This window comes from Pseudoalteromonas neustonica, assembly GCF_001653135.1.
Taxonomy (GTDB): domain Bacteria; phylum Pseudomonadota; class Gammaproteobacteria; order Enterobacterales; family Alteromonadaceae; genus Pseudoalteromonas; species Pseudoalteromonas neustonica.
Genome location: NZ_BDDS01000017.1, coordinates 35953 through 57701 on the forward strand (window position 1 = coordinate 35953; position 21749 = coordinate 57701).

General features: G+C 39.8%; 16 protein-coding genes and 1 riboswitch. Of the genes, 6 read left to right on the plus strand and 10 right to left on the minus strand.

Annotation, left to right across the window (positions count from 1 at the left end):
* Positions 1-79 precede the first annotated feature (79 nt).
* Complete coding sequence (locus A7967_RS17505; RefSeq protein WP_054205661.1) at positions 80-1924, minus strand: M2 family metallopeptidase; 1845 nt, start codon at positions 1922-1924, stop codon at positions 80-82.
* Positions 1925-2106: 182 nt separating this feature from the next.
* On the opposite strand from A7967_RS17505, the gene A7967_RS17510 reads away from it, so the two are divergent.
* Complete coding sequence (locus tag A7967_RS17510; protein ID WP_054205662.1) at positions 2107-4383, plus strand: acyl-CoA dehydrogenase; 2277 nt, start codon at positions 2107-2109, stop codon at positions 4381-4383.
* Between the two features lie 235 nt (positions 4384-4618).
* On the opposite strand, the gene A7967_RS17515 is transcribed toward A7967_RS17510, so the two are convergent.
* From A7967_RS17515 to A7967_RS17530, 4 genes are all read right to left on the minus strand, one after another.
* Positions 4619-5164: a DUF4136 domain-containing protein gene (locus tag A7967_RS17515; protein ID WP_054205663.1), complete on the minus strand. Its 546-nt coding sequence runs from the start codon at positions 5162-5164 to the stop codon at positions 4619-4621.
* Between the two features lie 290 nt (positions 5165-5454).
* Positions 5455-8241 (minus strand): Mks condensin complex protein MksF, encoded by a 2787-nt coding sequence (locus tag A7967_RS17520; protein ID WP_054205664.1) that lies wholly within the window; start codon positions 8239-8241, stop codon positions 5455-5457.
* Positions 8241-8786, minus strand: a complete 546-nt coding sequence (locus A7967_RS17525; protein WP_054205665.1) for a condensin complex protein MksE — start codon at positions 8784-8786, stop codon at positions 8241-8243. The genes A7967_RS17520 and A7967_RS17525 overlap by 1 nt, the downstream gene beginning before the upstream one ends.
* Positions 8787-8791: 5 nt before the next feature.
* Complete coding sequence (locus A7967_RS17530) at positions 8792-10087, minus strand: MksB family condensin complex protein (protein WP_054205666.1); 1296 nt, start codon at positions 10085-10087, stop codon at positions 8792-8794.
* A 178-nt stretch (positions 10088-10265) separates the two neighbouring features.
* On the opposite strand from A7967_RS17530, the gene nhaD reads away from it, so the two are divergent.
* Together nhaD and lysC are read left to right on the plus strand one after the other, a co-directional pair.
* Positions 10266-11513: a sodium:proton antiporter NhaD gene (gene nhaD, locus A7967_RS17535; protein WP_054205667.1), complete on the plus strand. Its 1248-nt coding sequence runs from the start codon at positions 10266-10268 to the stop codon at positions 11511-11513.
* Positions 11514-11628: 115 nt separating this feature from the next.
* Positions 11629-11801: riboswitch (Lysine riboswitch) on the plus strand.
* A gap of 77 nt (positions 11802-11878) precedes the next feature.
* On the plus strand, positions 11879-13282 hold the full coding sequence (gene lysC, locus A7967_RS17540; protein ID WP_054205668.1) for a lysine-sensitive aspartokinase 3: 1404 nt from the start codon (positions 11879-11881) through the stop codon (positions 13280-13282).
* Here the strand turns inward: lysC and A7967_RS17545 are convergent.
* Positions 13259-14005, minus strand: a complete 747-nt coding sequence (locus A7967_RS17545; RefSeq protein ID WP_054205669.1) for a 4'-phosphopantetheinyl transferase family protein — start codon at positions 14003-14005, stop codon at positions 13259-13261. The two genes, lysC and A7967_RS17545, sit on opposite strands and share 24 nt — an antisense overlap.
* Before the next feature lie 153 nt (positions 14006-14158).
* On the opposite strand from A7967_RS17545, the gene A7967_RS17550 reads away from it, so the two are divergent.
* The gene (locus A7967_RS17550; RefSeq protein ID WP_054205670.1) at positions 14159-15481 is read left to right on the plus strand and encodes a sodium-dependent transporter; all 1323 of its coding nucleotides are present in this window, start codon (positions 14159-14161) and stop codon (positions 15479-15481) included.
* Positions 15482-15706: 225 nt separating this feature from the next.
* Positions 15707-15961: a zinc-ribbon domain containing protein gene (locus tag A7967_RS22540; protein WP_231659057.1), complete on the plus strand. Its 255-nt coding sequence runs from the start codon at positions 15707-15709 to the stop codon at positions 15959-15961.
* Between the two features lie 154 nt (positions 15962-16115).
* Here the strand turns inward: A7967_RS22540 and A7967_RS17555 are convergent, their stop codons facing one another.
* From A7967_RS17555 to A7967_RS17575, 4 genes are all read right to left on the minus strand, one after another.
* On the minus strand, positions 16116-16553 hold the full coding sequence (locus A7967_RS17555; protein WP_054205671.1) for a hypothetical protein: 438 nt from the start codon (positions 16551-16553) through the stop codon (positions 16116-16118).
* Positions 16554-16788: 235 nt separating this feature from the next.
* Positions 16789-17997: a beta-propeller fold lactonase family protein gene (locus tag A7967_RS17560; RefSeq protein WP_054205672.1), complete on the minus strand. Its 1209-nt coding sequence runs from the start codon at positions 17995-17997 to the stop codon at positions 16789-16791.
* A 1219-nt stretch (positions 17998-19216) separates the two neighbouring features.
* Positions 19217-20206 (minus strand): 2-hydroxyacid dehydrogenase, encoded by a 990-nt coding sequence (locus tag A7967_RS17570; protein WP_054205674.1) that lies wholly within the window; start codon positions 20204-20206, stop codon positions 19217-19219.
* The gene (locus A7967_RS17575; protein WP_054205675.1) at positions 20163-20684 is read right to left on the minus strand and encodes a glutathione peroxidase; all 522 of its coding nucleotides are present in this window, start codon (positions 20682-20684) and stop codon (positions 20163-20165) included. The genes A7967_RS17570 and A7967_RS17575 overlap by 44 nt, the downstream gene beginning before the upstream one ends.
* 122 nt (positions 20685-20806) lie before the next feature.
* Here A7967_RS17575 and A7967_RS17580 point away from each other — a divergent pair, with 122 nt between their 5' ends.
* Positions 20807-21688, plus strand: a complete 882-nt coding sequence (locus A7967_RS17580) for an NAD(P)-dependent oxidoreductase (protein ID WP_054205676.1) — start codon at positions 20807-20809, stop codon at positions 21686-21688.
* The last annotated feature ends 61 nt before the right edge of the window (positions 21689-21749 follow it).

Consider the following 21749-nt stretch of genomic DNA (forward strand, 5'->3'; position numbering starts at 1 on the left):
TTTTAACTGTAAAGTACTAAAAAGCCAGCTCACTTGAGCTGGCTTTTGTATTTTAGAATTGAATTATATTAAAACCTGCTTACCAACCGCATTGGCGACCTTTGTTTTGTTTATCAAGGTACTTTTGCAGTGGCGCAAAATAATCAAGTAGTGCTGTTGCATCCATTTCAGGCTTACCCGTTACAGTTGCTAAGGCTTCTTGCCAAGGGCGGCTTGAGCCCATTTCTAGCATAGTATTAAGCTTTTCACCGGCCGCTTTTGAGTTATAAACCGAACAGCGATGAATGGCTTCTTTATTGCCTGCTATTTCACATAAACTACGGTGGAAATCAAATTGTAAAATATGTGCTAAGAAATAACGCGTGTACGGCGTATTGCCCGGTACGTGGTATTTAGCGCCTGGATCAAAATCAGTTTCGCTACGCGCGATGGGTGCTTTAACACCTTGGTATTTTTCACGTAATTCCCACCATGCTTTATTGTAGTTTTGCGGTGTTACTTCACCAGAGAATACTTGCCAGCGCCATTGATCTACTAATAATCCAAATGGAATGAAAGCAACTTTATCTAATGCCATTTTCATTAATAGGCCAATGTCTTTTGATTCATCAGGCACTTGCTCTAATAAACCAATTTCTTTTAAGTATCCAGGCGTAACTGACAGGGCAATCGTGTCACCAATTGCTTCATGGAAACCATCATTAGCACTTTCTTGATAGTAAAGTGGCTGTGTATTGTAAGCGCGTTGATAGAAGTTGTGGCCTAACTCATGGTGAATAACAGAGAACTCTTCACCAGTGCGTTGAATACACATTTTAATACGTAAATCGTCTTTACTGTCAATATTCCACGCTGAGGCGTGACACTGAACGTCGCGATCGGCAGGCTTAGTGAACAATGAACGTTCGTAAAAAGTGTCTGGCAGTGCGTCAAAACCCATTGAAGTGAAGAATTTTTCTGCGCCGCGAACCATTTTAAGCTCATCGTACTTATGCTGCGCTAATAATGCTGTTACGTCATAACCAGGATCAGCATTTTCAGGTGCAACTACATCGTAAATATTGCCCCATGATTGCGCCCACATGTTCCCTAATAAATGCGCAGGAATAGCTTGATCTTGCGGTACTTTATCTTCGCCGTATTTTTCGCCTAGCTTAGCGCGAACATGGCAATGAAGTGAATCATATAGTGGCTTTACTTGGCCCCAAATACGGTCAAGTTCTTTAGCGAAATCATCGGCTGGCATATCGTATTTACTACGCCACATTGCGCCAGTGTCTGCATAACCAAGTTCTTTTGCACCTTCATTCGTAAGGGCAACTTGTTGCTCATAAAGCGGGCGCATTGGTTTTGAAACCTGACGCCAGCCTTGCCACAAATCAAGTAGCTCGTTGTAATCGCGGCTAGTGGCCATTTTAGACGTCATATCACCTAAGCTTAGGCAGTTGCCGTCTTCTTTACAGTATTTTCCTTTGCCGTAAATACCGCCTAGTTCAGCGACAAGCTGAGAAAGCTGCGCTGTTTTTTCCGCATTTTGTGGGGCTGGTAAAGTTAAAGCGAGTTTTAATTTATCAAGCTTACGACGTGCGTCATAACCCAGTTCAAGAGAATCAAATTGCGCAGCTTCATTTGCAAGGCGAACAACCGCTTCTGTCATCTTGCGATTTACTTCGGCCGAAAGTGCAGAGGTGTCGTGTGTAATAAAGTTAGCGTAAATCCATTCTGCGCGGCTTGATTCTAAATACAGTGCATTGAGTTCAAGCTCTGTTGCATCTAAAAAGGTTTGTGCGTCTTGTGCCGTCACTGGCGCAGGGCTGACAGCTTGAGCTGATGTGTTTGTTGTATCTTGGTTGCAGCCACTTAATGCTAATGTGCTGGCGACCATTAAAGCGCTCAAACTGAGCTTAAAATGTGGAGTAGTCATGTTGACCCTTATATTTGTTATTTATCACGTGGGATAATAGCAGCGTCTTGAAGTTAGGCAAAATTTATCAAGCCTAGCATTGAACATTATGGGTAACACATGTTTACAGCGACATTGTATTTATACAAGGATCAGCCATAATTGAAGGAGTGTATTTTTATTAATTTATAAGGATCGTTCCCATGTCAGTGTTTGTATTATTACTGGTGGTGGTAATAGTCATTTTTGCGGTAAAAGATATCCGCTTAAGTCTAGTAAGCCGACCAACGTTTAAAATGTTTAAAAAAGTGTTACCGCCGTTATCGCAAACTGAACGTGAAGCAATGGAAGCAGGCGATGTATGGTGGGATGGGCAACTTTTTAGCGGCAATCCCGATTGGCAGGTTTTACATAGTTACCCAAAGCCTGAGTTGAGTAAAAAAGAGCGTGCGTTTTTAGACTCTGAGGTCGAAACATTACTGGCGATGCTTGATGACTATCAAATTGTGCAAAAAGATAAAGACTTACCTAAAGAAGTATGGGATTACCTAAAAGCCCAAGGTTTTTTTGCGTTGATAATTCCTGAAAAATTCGGTGGACGCCAATTCTCTGCTATCGCTAATTCAACCATAGTCGCAAAAATTGCGACTAAGAGTTTAACGGCCGCAGTGACTGTTATGGTGCCAAATAGTTTAGGCCCAGGCGAATTACTATTACATTATGGAACCACAGAACAACAAGCGCGCTGGCTACCAAACTTAGCAAGTGGTAAAGATGTACCGTGTTTTGCACTTACTGGTCCAGAAGCCGGCTCTGATGCGGGCAGTATCCCCGATTCAGGTATTGTATGTAAAGGCGAGTTTGAAGGTCAGGAAGTCATTGGTCTACGTTTAAATTGGTCAAAACGTTACATAACACTAGCCCCTGTTGCGACAGTACTTGGTTTAGCATTTAAAATGTATGATCCGGATAGTTTATTAGGTAAAGACAAAGAATTAGGGATCACGTGTGCGCTGATCCCAACAGATCACCCTGGGGTAGAGACTGGGGAGCGTCACTTTCCGCTTAACATGGCGTTTATGAATGGCACAACGTACGGTAAAGATGTCTTTATTCCCCTTGATTGGATCATCGGTGGTCAACAAGGTGCTGGTCGAGGCTGGCGAATGTTGGTTGAGTGCCTAAGCGCAGGGCGTGGTATTTCATTGCCAGCACTAAGTAGCGCGACAGGGCATTTGTGTGCGCGAATGACATCTGCTTATGCAACGGTTCGCCAGCAATTTGGTGTATCAATTGGTCAATTTGAAGGTGTACAAGAAGCACTTGCACGTATTGGTGGGTTAACGTATAGCCTTGAAGCGTGTCGTTTAATGACCGCAGGGGCAATAGATTTAAAATTGAGCCCATCAGTGGTGACCGCAATTGCTAAATACCATATGACTGAAATGGGCCGTACAGTTATGAATGATGCAATGGATATTCATTCAGGTAAGGGAATACAAGTGGGTCCTAATAACTATTTAGCACATGGCTATATGGGTATACCGGTATCAATTACGGTGGAAGGGGCAAATATTTTAACTCGTAATTTAATGATCTTTGGCCAAGGAGCAACTCGTTGCCATCCATTTGTATTAAAAGAAATGGAAGCTGCGGCAATGGAAGATGATGAACTCGCGTTAAAAGAATTTGATTCTTTACTACAGCAGCATATTTTATTTGCTGCAACTAATGCGAGTATGGCGTTAATCCATGGTTTAACGCGTAGTTACTTTGCTAAATCCCCAGTATGTGGCGCAACCGCAGATTATTATAAGCAGCTTGGGCGAATGAGTCGTGGTTTAGCTTTTTGTACGGATGTGGCGATGCTCATTTTAGGGGGAGAGCTTAAGCGTAAAGAAATGATCTCTGCACGTTTAGGTGATGTATTAAGCCACCTTTACTTAGCTTCATGCGTGTTAAAACGTTTTGAAGATGAAGGACGTCAACAAGCCGATCTGCCTTTTGTTAAATATGCCGTTGAATTATCGTTATTTGAAATAGGTCAAGCGTTTAACGGCTTTTTCAAGAACTTCTCAAACCCAGTTGTTAACTTTGCTCTAAAGCGTATCGTATTTCCGTTTGGTAATCATTATCATCGTCCGAGTGATGATCTTGCTCAGGCAATGTGTGAGCATATGACCCAACCTGGAGTATTCAGAAACCGTTTAACGCATTTATGTTATGTGGATGATAAAGCAGGGACTGGCGTAATGGAAAATGCCTTTATTGCTATGCATAATACCAGTGATGCATTCAAGCAGTTGAAAAAGTGGCAACGCGACGGCACCCTTAGCCGCAATGATGATATTGAAACGGCGATTACCAATGCGATTGAAAAGCAGCTCATAACAGCCGAGCAAGGCGTAAAGTTGCACGAAGCTAATAATTTACGCAAACAGGCTATTGCGGTAGATAACTTTCAACCTGGTGAACTTTAACCTTTAAGTATATAACCTCGTATTTTATGCGGGGTTTATTTTTATACGTTAAATGCTCATACACATTAATACCTAGCGATAAAGCTTTACAGCACAGCGTATTTGTATGTGTATGTTTAAGGGGGGGGAGCTAATGTCATTGGGTGTATTTAAGTAAAGAAAACACGTGGTTTTTAGCTCTTTTCAATAATAGAAAGCGCATAATATGCACTTTCTATTATGAAGAGTTATTTTATTACTGCTTATCTGGTGGGAAGTTACTTAGAATATCAGCCACTGTTTTAGTAATTGCGTCAGTGCGCGCTTCAGGTGATTGATTTTTTCTTAATCGACCTTCTTTTGCTCCGCGCCATACTAATTGATTTGATGCACGGTCAACAACATCAACAATTAACGTGCCTACTTCATATTCACGCGTCGTTGTTTGTGTATTGTAACCCATACCCCAGTAGTTCCAACGTGCGCTGTAACCGGTGTTAAATGTGTCTACATCAATTTTTGTGTCTACCGATGCATGATAGTTAATAAGTACATCAGCTTGCGTTATTTCGCTCAACTGCATGCCCATATTTGTCAGCTCTGTATTAACTGCATCACGTACGCGCTTTTCCATTAATGGACTGATCTGATAATTGGTCGTATTTTTAGTTAAACTTGCATCTTGAACCCAAGCAAAGGTTTTATAATTACTAAAATCAGCCGATTTATCGTAATCCCAATCAGGGGTTTTTGCGCATGCTGCTAAAAATAGCACTGCTGTTGCAATTAGTAGGTTTTTCATCACGTTTGCTCCTTGGCAAATTTAAACTCTATTCATTTGATAACATAACATAAAAAAAATCCCACAAATGACATTTTTCAATATGTTTGTGTTATTAAAGTTTACCTAACTCGAACTCTGGTTAAGATATTTACTAACTTACGCGTCAGACGCTTTCCAATTGCAAGTAAATTCAACGTAGTTAGCGTTGAAACTTGCCATTTAAACTAGCGACTGAAAATAGACTTATTATCCAGAGTTCAAGTTACTTGGTTGTAAGTTTAGTTGTTATTAGCTGAATTATAGATTAATTAGTCATCAGTAGTGTGCTCTACTTCTATCCAATCTTTTTCATCGACCCAGTTTTGTGCGCCATCTTTAACTGAGCGAATAGGCACAATGTAATCGCAGCTAATTTGTGGTTTTACCGAGGCAAATATTGGCACAAAACCAAAGCTTAATGCGGTCTCTATAATTGCTTTTTGGTTTTGCGGGTCGATATCGGCCGCCTCATCAATGTAAATAGGAATACGGTATAAGTTTTGTTCTTGGTCGCTCAATAGGTAGCGAATAAACAGCATGCCGCATAATAATTTAATGGTGATACGCGTTCCGTTTGAACCTGCTGAATCGATTTTTTCAAAGTGCTCCGTTTCGCCAGCGCGGTTTACCACTTCAAAACGAATATCAAATAAATCGGTTAATGTTAAACCCGCTTTATCAGAGGCAAGCTTAATTAAATGATCTTTTGCTTCATTAACCGCGCTTTCGCTGTAAGGTTCTTGGCTGAGTAAATCTAATGTATCACCTTGTTCAAACTGGTTTGACGTACTGATAATTGTATCAATACTATCAACCAGCATTTTACGTGGTATTACATTGATTTTAAACGCTTGTAAGTTAGAAATACGGTGCTGACTAATGCCTTTATTAAAGCTGTTCATTTCACGGCGCAGACGGTCTAAATCTTCCCGCAGGCCTTTAATCGTGGCTGCAACTTCGGTCAGTGCAACACGCGCTTGGCGCTCAACAGCGTCACGTTCATTATCAATATTATGAAATGCACCGATGAGTTTTTGGTATTTACTAAACTCGTCGTTTTCGTTATCAAACTTAGTAATACCCGCATTATAAATATGCAAATAAGTGTTACGCACGTTAATATCAAAGTTACGTAGCTCTTGGCAGTTTTTATTAAAGTGGTGTACTAAATCACTGAGATTATCAAAGTCGATTTGAATATCAATCATGTACGGGGTGATTTTACCAGTATACAAATCAAGAGTATGGTCAATTCGTTCAGATTTCACTTGGCGTAGGCGATCTGCTTGGCGAGAAATAAGATCTTTTTTCGATTTAATAATCGAGCGTCTATCAGCAATTGAGCCGCTATTTTTTTGAATATCTTGTAAGTAATCGTCTACTTGATCACGCTCTGCAAGTAATTGTTCTTTGAGCATCGATTGTGCATCGACAGATTGCAGCATTACCTCAAACTGTTCAAAGCGTTTTAACGCGCTTTCGGCTGACATGAGTTCATCGTATAACGCGTCTTTTTCTTTTTGTTTGTCAGCTACATTGGCAGCTACATCGCGCTGTTGCTTAAATTCCTTTAATGAATGTTCAAGCGCTGTTAGCTGGGCGGTTAATTGCTCTTTGTTCTCGCCGCTTTGCATTTGCACTGATGAGAGCTTTTTCAGTTTAATCGTTGCGCCGGGCAGGGTAAGTACACCGCCTTTAACGTTATCTGATAATTGCTCTAAAAATGCGCCAAACACATCTTCATCGGTTATATCAATATCGCCATTGCTGGTGGTGGCGAACGAGAGAATATCTGGGTTTAAAATACGTGAAATTTCTTCAACATCTTTTAACGATAAGTCCTCGCGCATACGCGTGAATAAATTGAACTCAAGGTTTTTAAGTTGCAGTTTTAAGCTTTTTATTTGCTTTTGTGTTTCGCTAATGCGGTAGTCAAGGGTGTGTAAGCTTTGCCCTTGCGCACTATTTATTGAGTGCGAAAGTGACTCGTAATCTTGCTTTAACTGGCTAAGGCTCACTTTTAAGGTCGCCATATTCACCAATTCAAATTCAGATTTTAGCGCACCAAAGTCTAAAAACCATTGCTCGATTTGTGTTTGTCTGCGCTCAATATCACGCGATTGCTGCACATAAAGCTGTTGTTTTTGCTCAAACTCGTGCTTTTCGTGTTCTATGTTCTCAAGGGCGATATTAAGTTCATCTAATTGCGCTTCTTGATACGTGTCAAAATCAATTAAGGCTTGATCAATTTTTGGTGCGTATGCGGCCAGTTTACCTTTAAGCACGGTTTGGTTTTCAAGCATAGACTCAAGCGCGCTAATTGGCTCTTGCATAGATTCTAGCGCTTTTAACTCACGTTTTGCGCGGTTTACTTTATCGAACGAGCGACGCCAGACTTCATAAAAATCGACTTTTGAATTTGACATATGGCGTTCAAACACGCGCAACATAAAGCGTTTTACATCTGCAGCACCCAATTTATGCAAGTTTAAAATTCGGCGGAAAATCTCTTTATAAATAGCCGAGTCTTGCACATTATTAAGCGGGATCATTTTTAAGTTAATGTCGCCATCAAATGGCGTAGCACCGCCTGTTAATAACGCGTTTAACTCTTGCGCTTTAAGCTCAATAGGATTAAAGCCTTGCTCTTTTAAGTGATTAAATAGCTTAGTGAATTTTATAATGGTTTTACCTTGAGTGTACTGCTCAAGGTTAAGCTTTCCTTGGTAACAAAAAAACTGATGCGCGTAACCTGCTATTTTACCAAGCCCTGCTACACCAATAACAACAGGGCCATGGGGGAGGTCGGCTTCAAGTAAAATATAAGATTGATCTGACGAGAAATAAAACTTACGGGTTTCGTCTAAATCATGGCCATCCCATTCGGTAAGGCGTAAATCATTGATCAGCGGAAATTGCAGGGCGTTAATGACCGAGCTTTTACCGGTATTATTAGGGGCACAAATAGAGCTGCTTTTATCAAGTGGGATCACACATTTTGCATAACCTGCGGTGTTTAAAAGTGCGAGTTTGCTGAGTCCGTAAAGGTTTTTCATTATTCGTCCTCACCAATATAGGTTTCTTCGTTCACTTCCATTAATGCATCGATATAGCGATAAGCAGGTGCTTGTAACATAAAGCCATTTTCCACTTCACGGGCAAGGCCTAAGCGTATCATGCGTAAGTACACGTCTTTACGTAAGTCAGAGCCTGAAAAAATTTCGAGTTGATCAAACAAGTGTTTGTTCATCTGTACTAATGTTTGCATTAGTTCAAGGTCATTCACTTCATCAAACAGGGCGCGCATTGGATCTTTACCTGAGTTGGCATAGTGTTCAATCAAAATGTAAATGGTTAGGGCAATCGCGCGGGAGATCTTTCCCATATTTGGGGTGCTTTCGTCACTGGCAAAGTAATAAAAACCACGGCTATCGTGTTGTAAATCATGGCCAAGGGCGCTAAATAATGCGCGATATGCATCAATTTGTTGATCAAGTTCTTGCCACATTACCGTGTCTTGTTCGCTAATATGATAGCCCGTGACTAATTTTTTATTAATCGTTTGTAGGTGGCTTAGTTCATCTAAATTTATGTGTGTCATAACGGTTACTCATTTCCTGTTGATGATTGTGAAGATGCAACAGGGTTAGAATTAAAGGGTGTTGTATTAAAAGGAAAGAGTGAAAAATGTTGTCCTGCGATTTTAACGCGCATTTTTTTATCGCTTTGATTTATTTCAATATCAGTGTCGCTTACTAGCTTTTGATATAAAAATAGCATTTCGTCTGCTTCAAGGTCAGGGTAGCTTTCCCCTAAAAAGCTTAATAATGGTTGTGGTTTTTTACGCTTCGCATTAAAGCGCTTTTTAAAGTTCGCTTTTACATTGTTGTAATCAGGAATATTAGGGGTAATAAAAGCAGGCACATCGTTTTGGTCGGGTAGTTCATATTCGCTGTGCTCAAACTCCGTTAAAGTGGCCATATAAGCGATGATATGGCGTTGTTGCCCGAGTGAAAAACGTTGCGTGTCAGATACAAAGTGAGGTTGAACTGCACTTAGCATATTATCAACACCATTTTTACGCACCAATCCCAGCACTTTTGCCGCTTGGCGAGTGATCATATTATTGCGGCGCAACTCTTCACGCAGTGGCATCAGCATATCGGCACTTTTACGTAAGCTTTCGCGACCTACTAGGTGCATCTCTAAAATGCGGGTGCGCAGTTGCTCTAGCATACGTTTGTCTTGGTAGGCTTTGCCTGAGCGCTCTATGTACTCAATTTGCGTACTTATTTGTGTTTCAATGGTACTAAAACACGCATGAAAATCGCCACGAATATCAACCATCTCAAGCATTGGTTCTATGTACTCGTCAAATGCTTCAATGACGGCTTTATAGCGCTTTTGCAGTGATTGCACTGCGTTATTGGCTTTAGCTTGTTCGACTATGTTTAAAATGGCGTTTTCATTGTGGGCAAATAATTTCATTATTTTACGCACTCGATCATCCATAATGCGGCTAAAGCGGCGCATCTCATCGTAGTCTTCAATGCTACCGGCATTATCTAAACGGTTACCTAGGCGTGCTAAATCTTCAACCAATACGCTAATTTCTTGTGCTAGGCCTAAATGCTCTTCCTGTAATAAAAAGGTGGCGAAATCTGCAATGGCACGGTTAATTTCAAGCTGAGATGATTTTGCCAAGGGAATAATAATATCTTGGTTTAAAAGCCGATTGGTTTCTTTATAGATCCGTTCGTTTGACCACGTTGGTTGTTTTTGTTTGATCGCACTTTGTACGTCTTTTAGGCTAAAATCGGCCATTTTAAAACGTTTAAATAGCAGCTCTAACATTCCCCAGTGCTCGGTTAGGGTATTTAGCAACTTTTTAGCTGGGATCATAAAGCTCCAAAAAATCTAATGAGTGCTGTGTACCTGTGTTATTTGGACACAGCAATTACTTATATAATATTAAATTGGCAATAGTTTTACACAGCCTTTGGTGCTAGACTGCGCGCCGTGTCGATTACTGACACCTAGTATACAATTTTTACATTTTTATAAAGGTTGTTCAAACACCATGGTAACTGCAATTATCCTAACCCTGATAGCGCTTGCATTCGTGCTCATCGTTATAGAGGATATTATCCATGTAAACAAGGCCAAAACCACGCTTTTCTTTGGTACTTTATGCTGGATTATCTTATTTATCTCGCCTTTAAACGGGCAAACCCCCGAAAGTGTACAACACCAACTTGACCACAATATTTTAGAGATTGCCACATTATGGTTGTTTTTAATGGCTGCAATGACCTTTGTTGCCTATTTAAACTCTAAAGGTTTTATCCAAAATATTGTGCACAAGATCATGCCAAGCTCGATTAGCGAGCGAAAGTTAATGTTCTTGATTGGTGGCTTTTCATTTTTATTCTCGTCGATTTCAGACAACATTACCGCGACGCTAATTTCATTGGCCGTTGTTATGTCGTTAAAACTGGACCCGAAAAAACTGATTAAGTACGCAACGTTAATCATCTTCAGTGTTAACTCTGGTGGTGTGTCGTTAATTACTGGTGACGTAACAACCTTGATGATTTTCCTTGATGGTAAAGTCAGTATTGGAAATTTACTACTGTTAATTGCCCCTGCATTATTTAGTGTTGCTTTATTGGCCGTTATGCTGTCATTTGGGTTAAACGGTGCGGTGCAGTTTACTAAGCAAGAAGATCGCCGAATTGAAAAAACGGATATAACCATTGCCGTTATTTTCTTATCGACGATTATTGCAACGCTGACACTCAGTGTGATGTATCACGTACCTCCATTGTTAACGTTCTTGTTTGGTTTATCGTTAATGTTTTTGACGGCGCAATTTTTAATGCGCAAAAAAGACGTCAACAAAAAAATCATCGACTACATTCGTGAAATTGAATACGACACGCTGCTGTTTTTTGTGGGTGTACTACTGCTTGTTGGTGCGCTAAAAGAAGTGGGTATGCTAAGCAAGTTTACGAATTTGTATGAGTTAATGGCACCAGAGTATGCAAACTACTTAATGGGTATACTCTCTGCTGCGGTAGATAACGTCCCGCTGACTGCTGCGCTGCTTAAAGCTGAAATAGTCATGAGTCCGCAACAATGGTTGTCGTTCACGTATGCAACTGGTGTGGGCGGCTCAATGCTTATTATTGGTTCTGCGGCAGGTATTATTGCGATGAGTAAAGTAAAAGCACTCACATTTTTAAGTTATTTACGTATGTCGTTGTATTTATTAATAGCGTATACAATCGGTTATATGGGCTCATATTTAGCAGGTAGTTTTATTTAATGACCTTTATTAATTAAAACAACTTGACAGCTAGACGTCTAAACGATAACTTTCAAAGCCCACTTTATGTGGGCTTTGTTATTTTAATTGGCAATTATAAAATGCAATTAATCTAACATTCAGAAGAGGTGCGGTATTTAGGTACTTAATGTGAGGCGACGACTGCCAACGACCATTAAGGAGGGAAATATTCGCCGAGGAAAACAACTGCACGTCACAGTGGTTTTTCGGTTTATGGGGCTGAATCCTCAAAACTGTCACCAAATTAGGTGGAGAGCTTCTGGCAGTGGACTTTTCTTATCGAGCACCCCCTTGCCAAGTTCTTCTTGTATTACCGTGGTTTGAATGCCACAAAAGGAGACGACATGAATACCCAATTAGCTGCTAATAACGCGCAACAGTCAGCACAAAACCAAAAAACAGATCACGTAGTAGCAAAATTTGGCGGCACCAGTGTGGCCAACTTTGACGCTATGAGTCGTTGCAGTGAAATTATTGTAGCCGATAACAATGTACGCGTAGTGGCTGTAAGTGCCAGTGCAGGTGTCACTAATCACCTTGTTGCATTGTGTAAAAAAGATATCTCAATGGGTGAGCGCGCAGAAAACATCACCGGCGTGTTAGCCATTCAAGAAGCTATTTTAAATGAACTATCGCTTGATGCGGACTTAGCCCATGGCTTTGACGAAACTATTAAAGCGTTTCAAGCTTTAGCCAGTGAAGGCGTTAAATCAAAACAACAACAAGATGAACTCCTGAGTTTTGGTGAGCGCTTATCGTCGTATTTATTTACTCAGGTGCTGCGTTTGAATGGTTTAAACGCAATTCGTTTTGATGTGCGCCAAGTATTAAAAACAGACAGCCAGTTTTCAAAGGCTACACCAGATGTAGCGGCCACCGCTGCGGCTGCGAAAGAGCATTTGTTCCCACTATTAGCTGAGCATGTTATTGTCACACAAGGTTTTATAGGCAGTGATGCGCATGGTCAAACGACCACTCTTGGCCGTGGCGGTTCAGATTACAGCGCAGCATTATTGGCCGAGGCAATTAACGCCAAAAGCGTGCATATTTGGACGGACGTGGTAGGTATATTTAGCACTGATCCACGTTTATGTGCCAAAGCAACACCGATTGCGCGCTTAAGTTTTGATGAAGCGGCAGAAATGGCAACTTTTGGCGCTAAAGTGCTACATCCTGCGACTATTTTACCAGCAAGCCGTAGTCACATTAACGTCTTTGTAGGTTCGAGCCGTGAACCAGAGCGTGGTGGTACGTGGATTGAGCGTGAAAAATCACAATTGCCAGGTATTCGTGCAGTTACACAGCGTAAAAACCAGTTATTGCTTACGCTTAAGAGCCCTGAAATGCTATTAGCCAGCGGCTTTTTAGCGCGCGTGTTTACGATTCTAAGCGAGTTTAACATCTCGGTTGATTTAGTTACCACGTCAGAAATAAGCGTGGCTATTACATTGGATAACGCGCCAAATGCATCGCGTCCTGAGCTTGATCAAGACTGTTTAGATAAATTAGCAGAGTTTTGCCATGTCTCGGTAGAGAACAATTTAACGCTAGTGGCGCTGATTGGCTCACAAATTCAATTACGTCAGCACGAAATGAATTTAATGAACGTATTAAGTGATTTTAATATTCGCTTAATCTGCCATGGTGCTAGTAAGCACAACTTATGCTTTTTGGTAGAACAAGCTGAATCGGATCGCGTTGTACAAGCCATTCATAGCCGCTTATTAGAAGTTCAAAACGCCGCGTAATTGGTCGATAGTATTTACCACAGAGCACTGCCAGTCAGTGCTCTGATTACTGACTACACTCACATCAAACTCATTATATTGGCAGCTTACAGCGCGCAAATGAGCCTGCGTTAATTGATCAAACACATTGGGACTAAGCAATTTTGCAATCGGCTGGCTGGTGGCTTTAGCGAGTGCTTCTTTTAAGGTCCATATTCTAAAAAATCGCTCAGCGCCTTGTTGTTGATTTTGCGTTATTAAATTTACTTCATCAGGGTGGTAAAAATGCTTTGCGAGCTTTTCAAATGGGCGCTTTGTGCTTATTTTTTCAATATCAAAACCAAACTCAATTCGCTCAATATTCAGCGCGGCACCGACAAAACCGTTTGAGTGCGACAGGCAACTGCTAAACACGGTGTTACTGCCCGTTATATGTATGAGTAATTTACTGCTAGGCTCGTCAAATTCAGAGCTAATATGATGAGCTGGTAACTTGGCAAACTCTGGGGAGCTTTGTTTTACTAAATACTTAAGCAGCAGTCGAGTAGCTAAATATTCTTGCTTGGCTTTGTTACTTTTACGACGAGTGATCACCGCGAGTTCAAAAGGGCTCAATAGCGTATTTAAATCGAACTTATCAATATTTAAATGCTGGGCATCACATAATAAAATAGTGTGTGTATTGAGTGGCTGCATCGTGTGCTTTGTAATGACTAGTTGCTGCTGAAAAAATAACGCCGGCATAAAATCCACAATTAAAGAGATAAAAGAATAAACATGTTTATATTTTGTGCGAATGTGCACTGGTTATTTAAGCCAAGGCAAATTTATTACTCAGTGACTGTGAAATATGGTTTAATTCACAATAATGAAAAATAATAACAGATTTGTAGATGTATGGCACAATCGCGTGATGGTTTTCAAAGCCGCCTTGGCTTTGTTTTAGCAGCGTCTGGCGCTGCGGTAGGATTAGGTAATATTTGGGGGTTCCCCACGCAAGCTGCAAATCATGGCGGCGGCGCATTTTTACTAGTCTACTTTATTGTAATATTTTTATTGGCATTACCCGCTTTATATACTGAGTTATATTTAGGTCATAAAGCGCAAGCTAATCCTGTAAAAGCACTCAGAAATGCATGGCAAGAGCAAGCGCCACAAGTAGGTGCTGCTGCGGGTTACCTAGGCTTAGCAGGCGCTATTGTGATGCTTAGCTTTTACTCCATTGTAGCTGGATGGATGCTTGCCTACGCGCTTGAGCCTATAGCCCTATTTTTAGGGTTTACTGAAATCAGCACGTTTTTAAAAACCGACTCGATGGCACGTAATTTTATATTTACGCCACTGATGCTGTTACTCACCGCGAGCATTATTCTCAAAGGAGTTAAATCTGGGATTGAAACTTGGTCTCGCAGGTTAATGCCTATGTTGTTGGTTTTACTGGTGGGATTAATTGCTTATATAGCAACGCTTGATGGCGCTAGTAATGGCTTTGCTGCGTATTTAGTCCCTGACTTTAGCCAAATACTCGACCCAGGATTAATTATTGCGGCAATGGGGCAGGCGTTCTTTTCGTTGTCACTGGGTGTGGGTTGTATGATGATTTATGGCTCGTACTTACAGCCTGATGCTAACTTACCGCGTTTAACCGCATCGGTAGCATTGCTAGATACAGGGGTGGCGTTTTTAGCCGGTTTATTAATTATTCCTGCCATTTATGTGGCGCAGCACAATGGCGTTCAAGTATTTAGTGATGGTAAATTGGTGGGCGAAGGGCAGTTAATTTTTGCAATTTTACCGCAGTTATTTAATACCATGGGTGAAGTCGGGTTGTTAGTTGGTTTACTATTTTTTGTATTGATGTCGATTGCATCGCTTACTTCAACAATTTCATCAACCGAAATTCCGGTGGCTTTTCTCGTCGAAAACCATCAAGTAGAGCGTAAACAAGCGACGTTTTTAGTAAGCCTTACAGTACTTACAGCATCATCGTTGATTATTTTTAACTTTGATTGGTTATTCGGTTTAGTGATTATGGTATTAACACAGTATCAATTACCGCTGATGGGCTTGTTTTACTTTATCACTGTGGGTTGGTTATGGCGCCGTGGTAATCAATTGCATAAAGCTGCAAGTGGTGTACGTTATTGGTTTGCACAGTATATTCGTTTTGTATGCCCAATATTGATGACCGCTGTGTTTGCCAATGTCGCGTTTGGTTGATAGTTTAGCCGTCAGCCGTCAGCCGTCAGCCGTCAGCCGTCAGTTTTTTAGTTTTTAGTTTTACAAACCAAGAAATTGATAATACCCATTGGTGATATTAGGGGATGCGCTATCTATCAGAGACGCGCGATCCCCGTAGCTATCGAACAGCAACGTTATTGTATATACCCACGAAATCTCTACATTGATATATAAAAGCAATGTGTCGATTGTCACAGATCATTTATATTTTTTGCTAAAGAGCAGCAATACTGGTTTGAACAATTAAGGTTTTGGATTGATGCACATGCAATCAAATGCTTTGAATGCAGGAAGAAAAGCCGCGTAATAAATCGGTTGCAAATTAGCTATGCAAACTTAATCATTAAAGAACATAGAACGCCAGAGGAAACCCAATTACTCAAGTCTACAGCGGAACAACTGTTTGATTTAGGTGTGATCAACAAGATAAATAAACTAAACGCTATTCGTAAAATGTAAGTAGACGTATTTAAGGGACCTATGTGATGAAGTTTTAACTTAACCTGTCAGATCCGATTAACTGAGCTTTACCAAAGCTGACAGTCAGAAGTCTGTCAATTGCAGGGATTAAGGGTTTTAATGTCTGAAGTCAAGATTTGACCCCTTCTGCCTTTTATATTGCGTTTTTAGCCAATCCTTGGTTGATTTTATGTTGCATATAAATAACATGGAAAATTGATGTAATAAAAGGATTTAACCAAAGATTGTCACCTTTATTAGAGCCCGCAATTAAATTAATACGATTACGTACCATGATAACCCAAGTTACATCGAAAGCACTAGATATAGCATGAATACCAATTGAGCTTTTTAGAATAGTAAGGTCATGATAATTAGCTAAACTATAAATTAAACTACCTAATGAAATAATAAATAAAACAACGGCTGTTGCAATAAATAAGTTAGGTATTTTAAGTTCGGTATGTTGATTAATTTGGCTTGTGAAACGATAGAGCTTATAAATTAAATACGAGCCTATAGTTAGCACACATAAAATTAGAATCTTAAATACTGAGTCCGTTTCAAATATATCCGAAAATCCTTTTTTCATTTATTCTCCAGAGCTGAAAGTAGACTGAGCCTATGTAGCAATATAACGAGGCTGTAAAATAACTCCAACAGCCAAATTCAATAAAAAACGAGCTCCTGTATTAACTCTAAGCTTTTTTAAAGCATTAGGTAATGCATTTGGAACCCATAAAACAGGCTGTTTTTCTTAAAAAAGAGTAATTCTACAGCTACAACGCTATATTAAGCGGACTAAGGTTTGTTTTTACTTCAGATATCTAAAGTGTCTTTATTTTAAATACAAATAACGAATTACCTTTACCAGTCGCAACCAATAAGTGACGATTATCATCGGTAACAGTTATAGATGAAATTCTATTTAATTTATTATCATGAACACTTAATAATTTATTCTTATAGCTAAGTCGCCCATCAGCACTCGCGCTAAATAAATATAGGCCGCTACCCGACTCCCCAGCTACATATATTTTTAAGCCGTCAGACGATATCGCTAAGCTACTTGCTCCCTCTAGGCCAGATCCGCCAATATCCGAATTATTTATTGCCTGTAAAAATGCATATTGTCCAGTATCCAGTTTGTGAAAAACAACAAGAGAATTACTTCCTGAACAAGCAACATACAAAAATCTTCCATTTGGTGAGACAACCATTTTTTGTGGGTTAATAAATTGCTTCACACCCGCAACGCCATTTTTTAATACTTGTTTCACCAATAAGTCGCCCCTGACACTTCTATCATAAATGGTTAATTGATGACCATCAAAACCTAGAACATATAATTCATTATTTAATGGAGATAAAGCTACTGCAATAGGTTTTCCCAAGTCATTGCTAAGTGGCTTGGCGTCTTTTACTACTCTATTCAAACTAATCTTTTTATCCGACATTATATCTAAAATAGAAATAGCGTTACTCATATAACTTGCAACGTAGAGTTGCTTTTCGTTGGTAGTCTTGACTATATCCCAAGCGCCTAAAAGGCCAAAGTTATCCAGTTCACCCACAGGCACATCACTATCAAATACTCTGTCATAGCTTAGACCGTCACTGATAAATTGACTAAAACGGTAACTCCTATTACTTTTAGAAAATTTTGTTAAGGCACCGTCATAGAATCCAGTAACGACTACCTGATTACCGTGATCAAAATAGGTAACACCAGAGGCGCCTTCTAAACCATTTATGTTGGTAGAGGCATTTTTAAACACTTGGCTGAAGGTTAGATTAAAATTCTCGTCTAAATTAAAAACAGCTAAAGCATTATCGTCTCCACTAGAAACAAAAACCTTAGAATTATCTGAAAGAACTTTAACGCTTCTAGGATTACCTAAACCATCAACATCGTTAACATCATCTTTTAGTATTTGGATGAGCTGAAGACTTTCTATATCACTAGCATAAGTTGCATTGAAGTTAACTAGCATTATAAAAAAGAAAAATGTAATCAGTTTTTTATTGTTAAACATTAACTATAAACTCTCTTAAAAACATAACAGCTTTATCAGAGGACACTTCCTTATTTTAGCCCGAAGACATCCTTATTTTATGAGCTATATTAATAGCAAATAGTGTAAGTTATTGCCAGCTATAAATTTTATACTTACTGTAGGTTATTTGAACATATGACAAAGGTGAAAACAAAAAAATGAAAACAAAAAAGACAGCCATTTTAAAGTTTGTTAAGTTTTCTTGAACAGAAAACGGCGTAGCAACGTCAGTAACAGCGAGAAACTACTGGCCTAGTTTTTTCACACTCAATTAAAACGTCAACTATTGCCTTAAGGCACTATTTTTTATGTCTGTAATTTAGGTGACTGCGTTTATGGATTGAGCTAAGGAGAATGAAACCGTGATTATGTTTAAAATGTTCACTTGCTGCTGATTTCAATCGATGCGTTTGTTGTTTTACTTCCGATGAAATTAAGATGGGTGTCATTTCAAGTTTCTTACTGTGAGAAATACCCTGATTCTCCCTCTAACCATTTTGATTTAATGGTTCTATCAGAAACTGAATTAATATATGACTGCTCAAAAACGGTTTGTACAAGTTTGCTATTCGAAATTACAATATTATTTTTAATTTTTAATGCTTCAATTTCATATAAATGGTCACACCCAAATTTGCACAAGGGCATTACAATATTTGGGTCTATTCTTTCATTAAAAGAACACTTGGACCTTTTCTTTTTATGCGCAGTGACCAAAGAGCTAACGCTGAATTCATTTTTACATATTGCACATGACTCAACATCTTTGCCGTCAAACAGCCACTTACGTAAAATGTGTTGTTCCTTACGTCTATGGCTTTCTATGTCCGAGTCTGTTCCATTCGAACAAATTTTAAAAGAGCCTTTTAAGCCTTGAGGGTCAAATCTTGACTTCAGACATCAAGCAACCTCGTAGTTCTTCGAATTGAAAGCCTTGAGGTCAAATCTTGACTTCAGACATCAAGCAGCCTCGTAGTTCTTCGAATTGTAATTCAACCTTCTTATTTTCAATCATTAATACATTTAATCTACCCGTGTAAAACAGGACAGTCACAATTTATGCGCAATACCAACGGGGTTGAAATATATGCCTGTCCTTTTTTGAAGCCGATGTAACTTAACAGGCTTAGCAAAGTTCACGTGGTTGATTTTTTGTGCTTTGGTTTTTAACCTTTTATCTTTGACCTAGCACCTAACCTTATTTAACTTCATTACTCAGCGGCTGGTTATTAGCAAACTCAATCGCGTTATTAATAGTGGTTTGGGCTATTTCAGTCAGTGCTTCTTTGGTAAAAAAACCTTGGTGCCCGGTGACTAATACGTTAGGAAAGCTTACCAATCGTGAAAATATATCGTCTTGCATGATTTCGTCACGACGGTCTTTAAAAAATAGCTCTGATTCTTGCTCGTAAACATCAAGGCCTAAGTAGCCTAGTTTCTTACTTTTAAGTGCGCTAATGCATGCTTTACTATCGACTAATGCGCCGCGTGAGGTGTTAATAAGCATAACGCCAGTTTTCATTTTGCTAAATGCTGTTTCATCAATTAAGTGGTGGGTGCTTTCGTTTAATGGGCAATGCAGTGAAATAACATCACTTTGGGTGAGTAAAGTGTCTATATCGCATAGGGTGTAATTACCCTCTGTTGCATAAGGGTCGCAAACCAATACATTTGCACCAAAGCCATTGAGTATATTAACCAATGCTAGGCCAATTTTCCCGCAGCCAATTACGCCAATGGTTTTTTTAAATAAGTTAAAGCCAAGCAAGCCGTTTAAGTCAAAGTTATCTTCGCGAATGCGGTTATATGCTTTATGGGTTTTACGATTTAAAGTGAGCATTAATGCGATGCAATGTTCAGCAACTGCTTCTGGGCTGTAGGCTGGCACACGGCATACTTTGATGTTATGTGCATTTGCGGCAGCTAAATCAACGTTATTAAACCCCGCGCAGCGCAGTAGAATACATTTAATACCGTTGTGTGCGAGTTGTTTAATGACGGTTTTATCAACCACATCATTAACAAATACACATACCGCATCAAAGCCTTGGCAAAGTATGGCTGTTTGCGCATCGAGCGATTGCTCAAAATGGGTTAATTTGATGTCTGTTTGATCTTTTAAGCAGGCATCAAAAGATGTTTGTTCATACTTTTGCGAACTGAAAAGCGCCATTGTTAGTTGCGTCATTAATTGTGCTCTCTATTACCTGTTTTAAGGTGTCGGGTTTAGTGCGCGGTGCGTAGCGCACGGCTAATTGCCCCTCAGAGTTTATTAGAAACTTAGTAAAATTCCATTTTATGGCACGGTTTTGTGCTATTCCTCGGGTATGTGCTTTTAAATAGTTAAATAATGGGTGAGCTTCAGGGCCATTCACCATTACTTTACTAAACACAGGAAAGCTAACATTAAACTGTTGTTGGTAAAAGTCTTTAATATCAGGGTTATTTATTGGTTCGTTGTAATCAAACTGATTACACGGAAAGGCCAACACAGTAAAACCAAAATGCTTATATTGTTGGTACAGCTTTTCAAGCGCTGTTAATTGCACTGAAAAGTTACATTTACTGGCCGTATTAACAATTAAAATAGTGCTGCCTGTTAATTGGCTCAGATCAAAGTTTTCGCCATTATAAAGTGGGGCGCTGAATTGATATATGCTATCCATAGGTTTCCTGTTTTGTCTCGTCCATGAAGAAATGTAATGAAGACTTTTTCATTCGCTTTTTGTCTATTCGGTTGAGATAATCAAATTATCTTTTTAAGTTACCACTGAAATAGGTCAATTTTATGTCAATGAAAGTCGCATTTATCGGTTTAGGCGTTATGGGGTATCCAATGGCAGGTCATTTAGCTGCTGCAGGCCACCATGTAACGGTATATAACCGCACCACAGAGAAAGCACAACAATGGGCAAAAAAGTACACCGGTGAGGTGGCATTAACGCCTGCAAAAGCCGCTGAAAATGCAGATGTTGTATTTATGTGTGTAGGTAACGATGATGATTTACGCTCAGTTGTATATGGCGCAGACGGCGTGATTGCAGGTATGCAAACGGGCACTATTTTAGTGGATCATACAACAACGTCGGCAGAAGTGGCGCGCGAAGTGTCGGCTAATGCAGCACTTAAAAATATTGCCTTTATTGATGCGCCAGTATCGGGTGGCCAAGCCGGCGCTGAAAATGGCGTATTAACGGTAATGGCTGGTGGCGATGCGGTAGTGTTTGCAAAAGTACAGCCTATCATGGCAGCGTTTAGTCGCTTTAGCCAATTACTTGGTGAAGTGGGCTCTGGTCAATTATGTAAAATGGTTAATCAAATTTGTATTGCAGGTGTTGTGCAAGGTTTGGCAGAGGGCTTACATTTTGCAAAACAAGCGGGCCTTGATGGTGAAAAGGTAATTGAAACTATTTCAAAAGGCGCGGCGGGTTCTTGGCAAATGGAAAATCGCCACAAAACCATGTGGGCAGGTGAATACGAATTTGGTTTTGCAGTAGATTGGATGCGAAAAGACTTAGGCATAGCCCTAGATGAAGCGAAAAGTAATGGCGCAACGCTACCGATGACAGCAACGGTTGATCAGTACTACGCTGACGTACAAGCACTCGGTGGTGGGCGTTTTGATACTTCAAGCTTATTAGCACGTATTGAAACACTGCATAAAAAGTAATAGCTTTAATTGTAGCTTAGCGCCTTAAATCATATAGACGAAGGCGCTTTATTTATTAAGA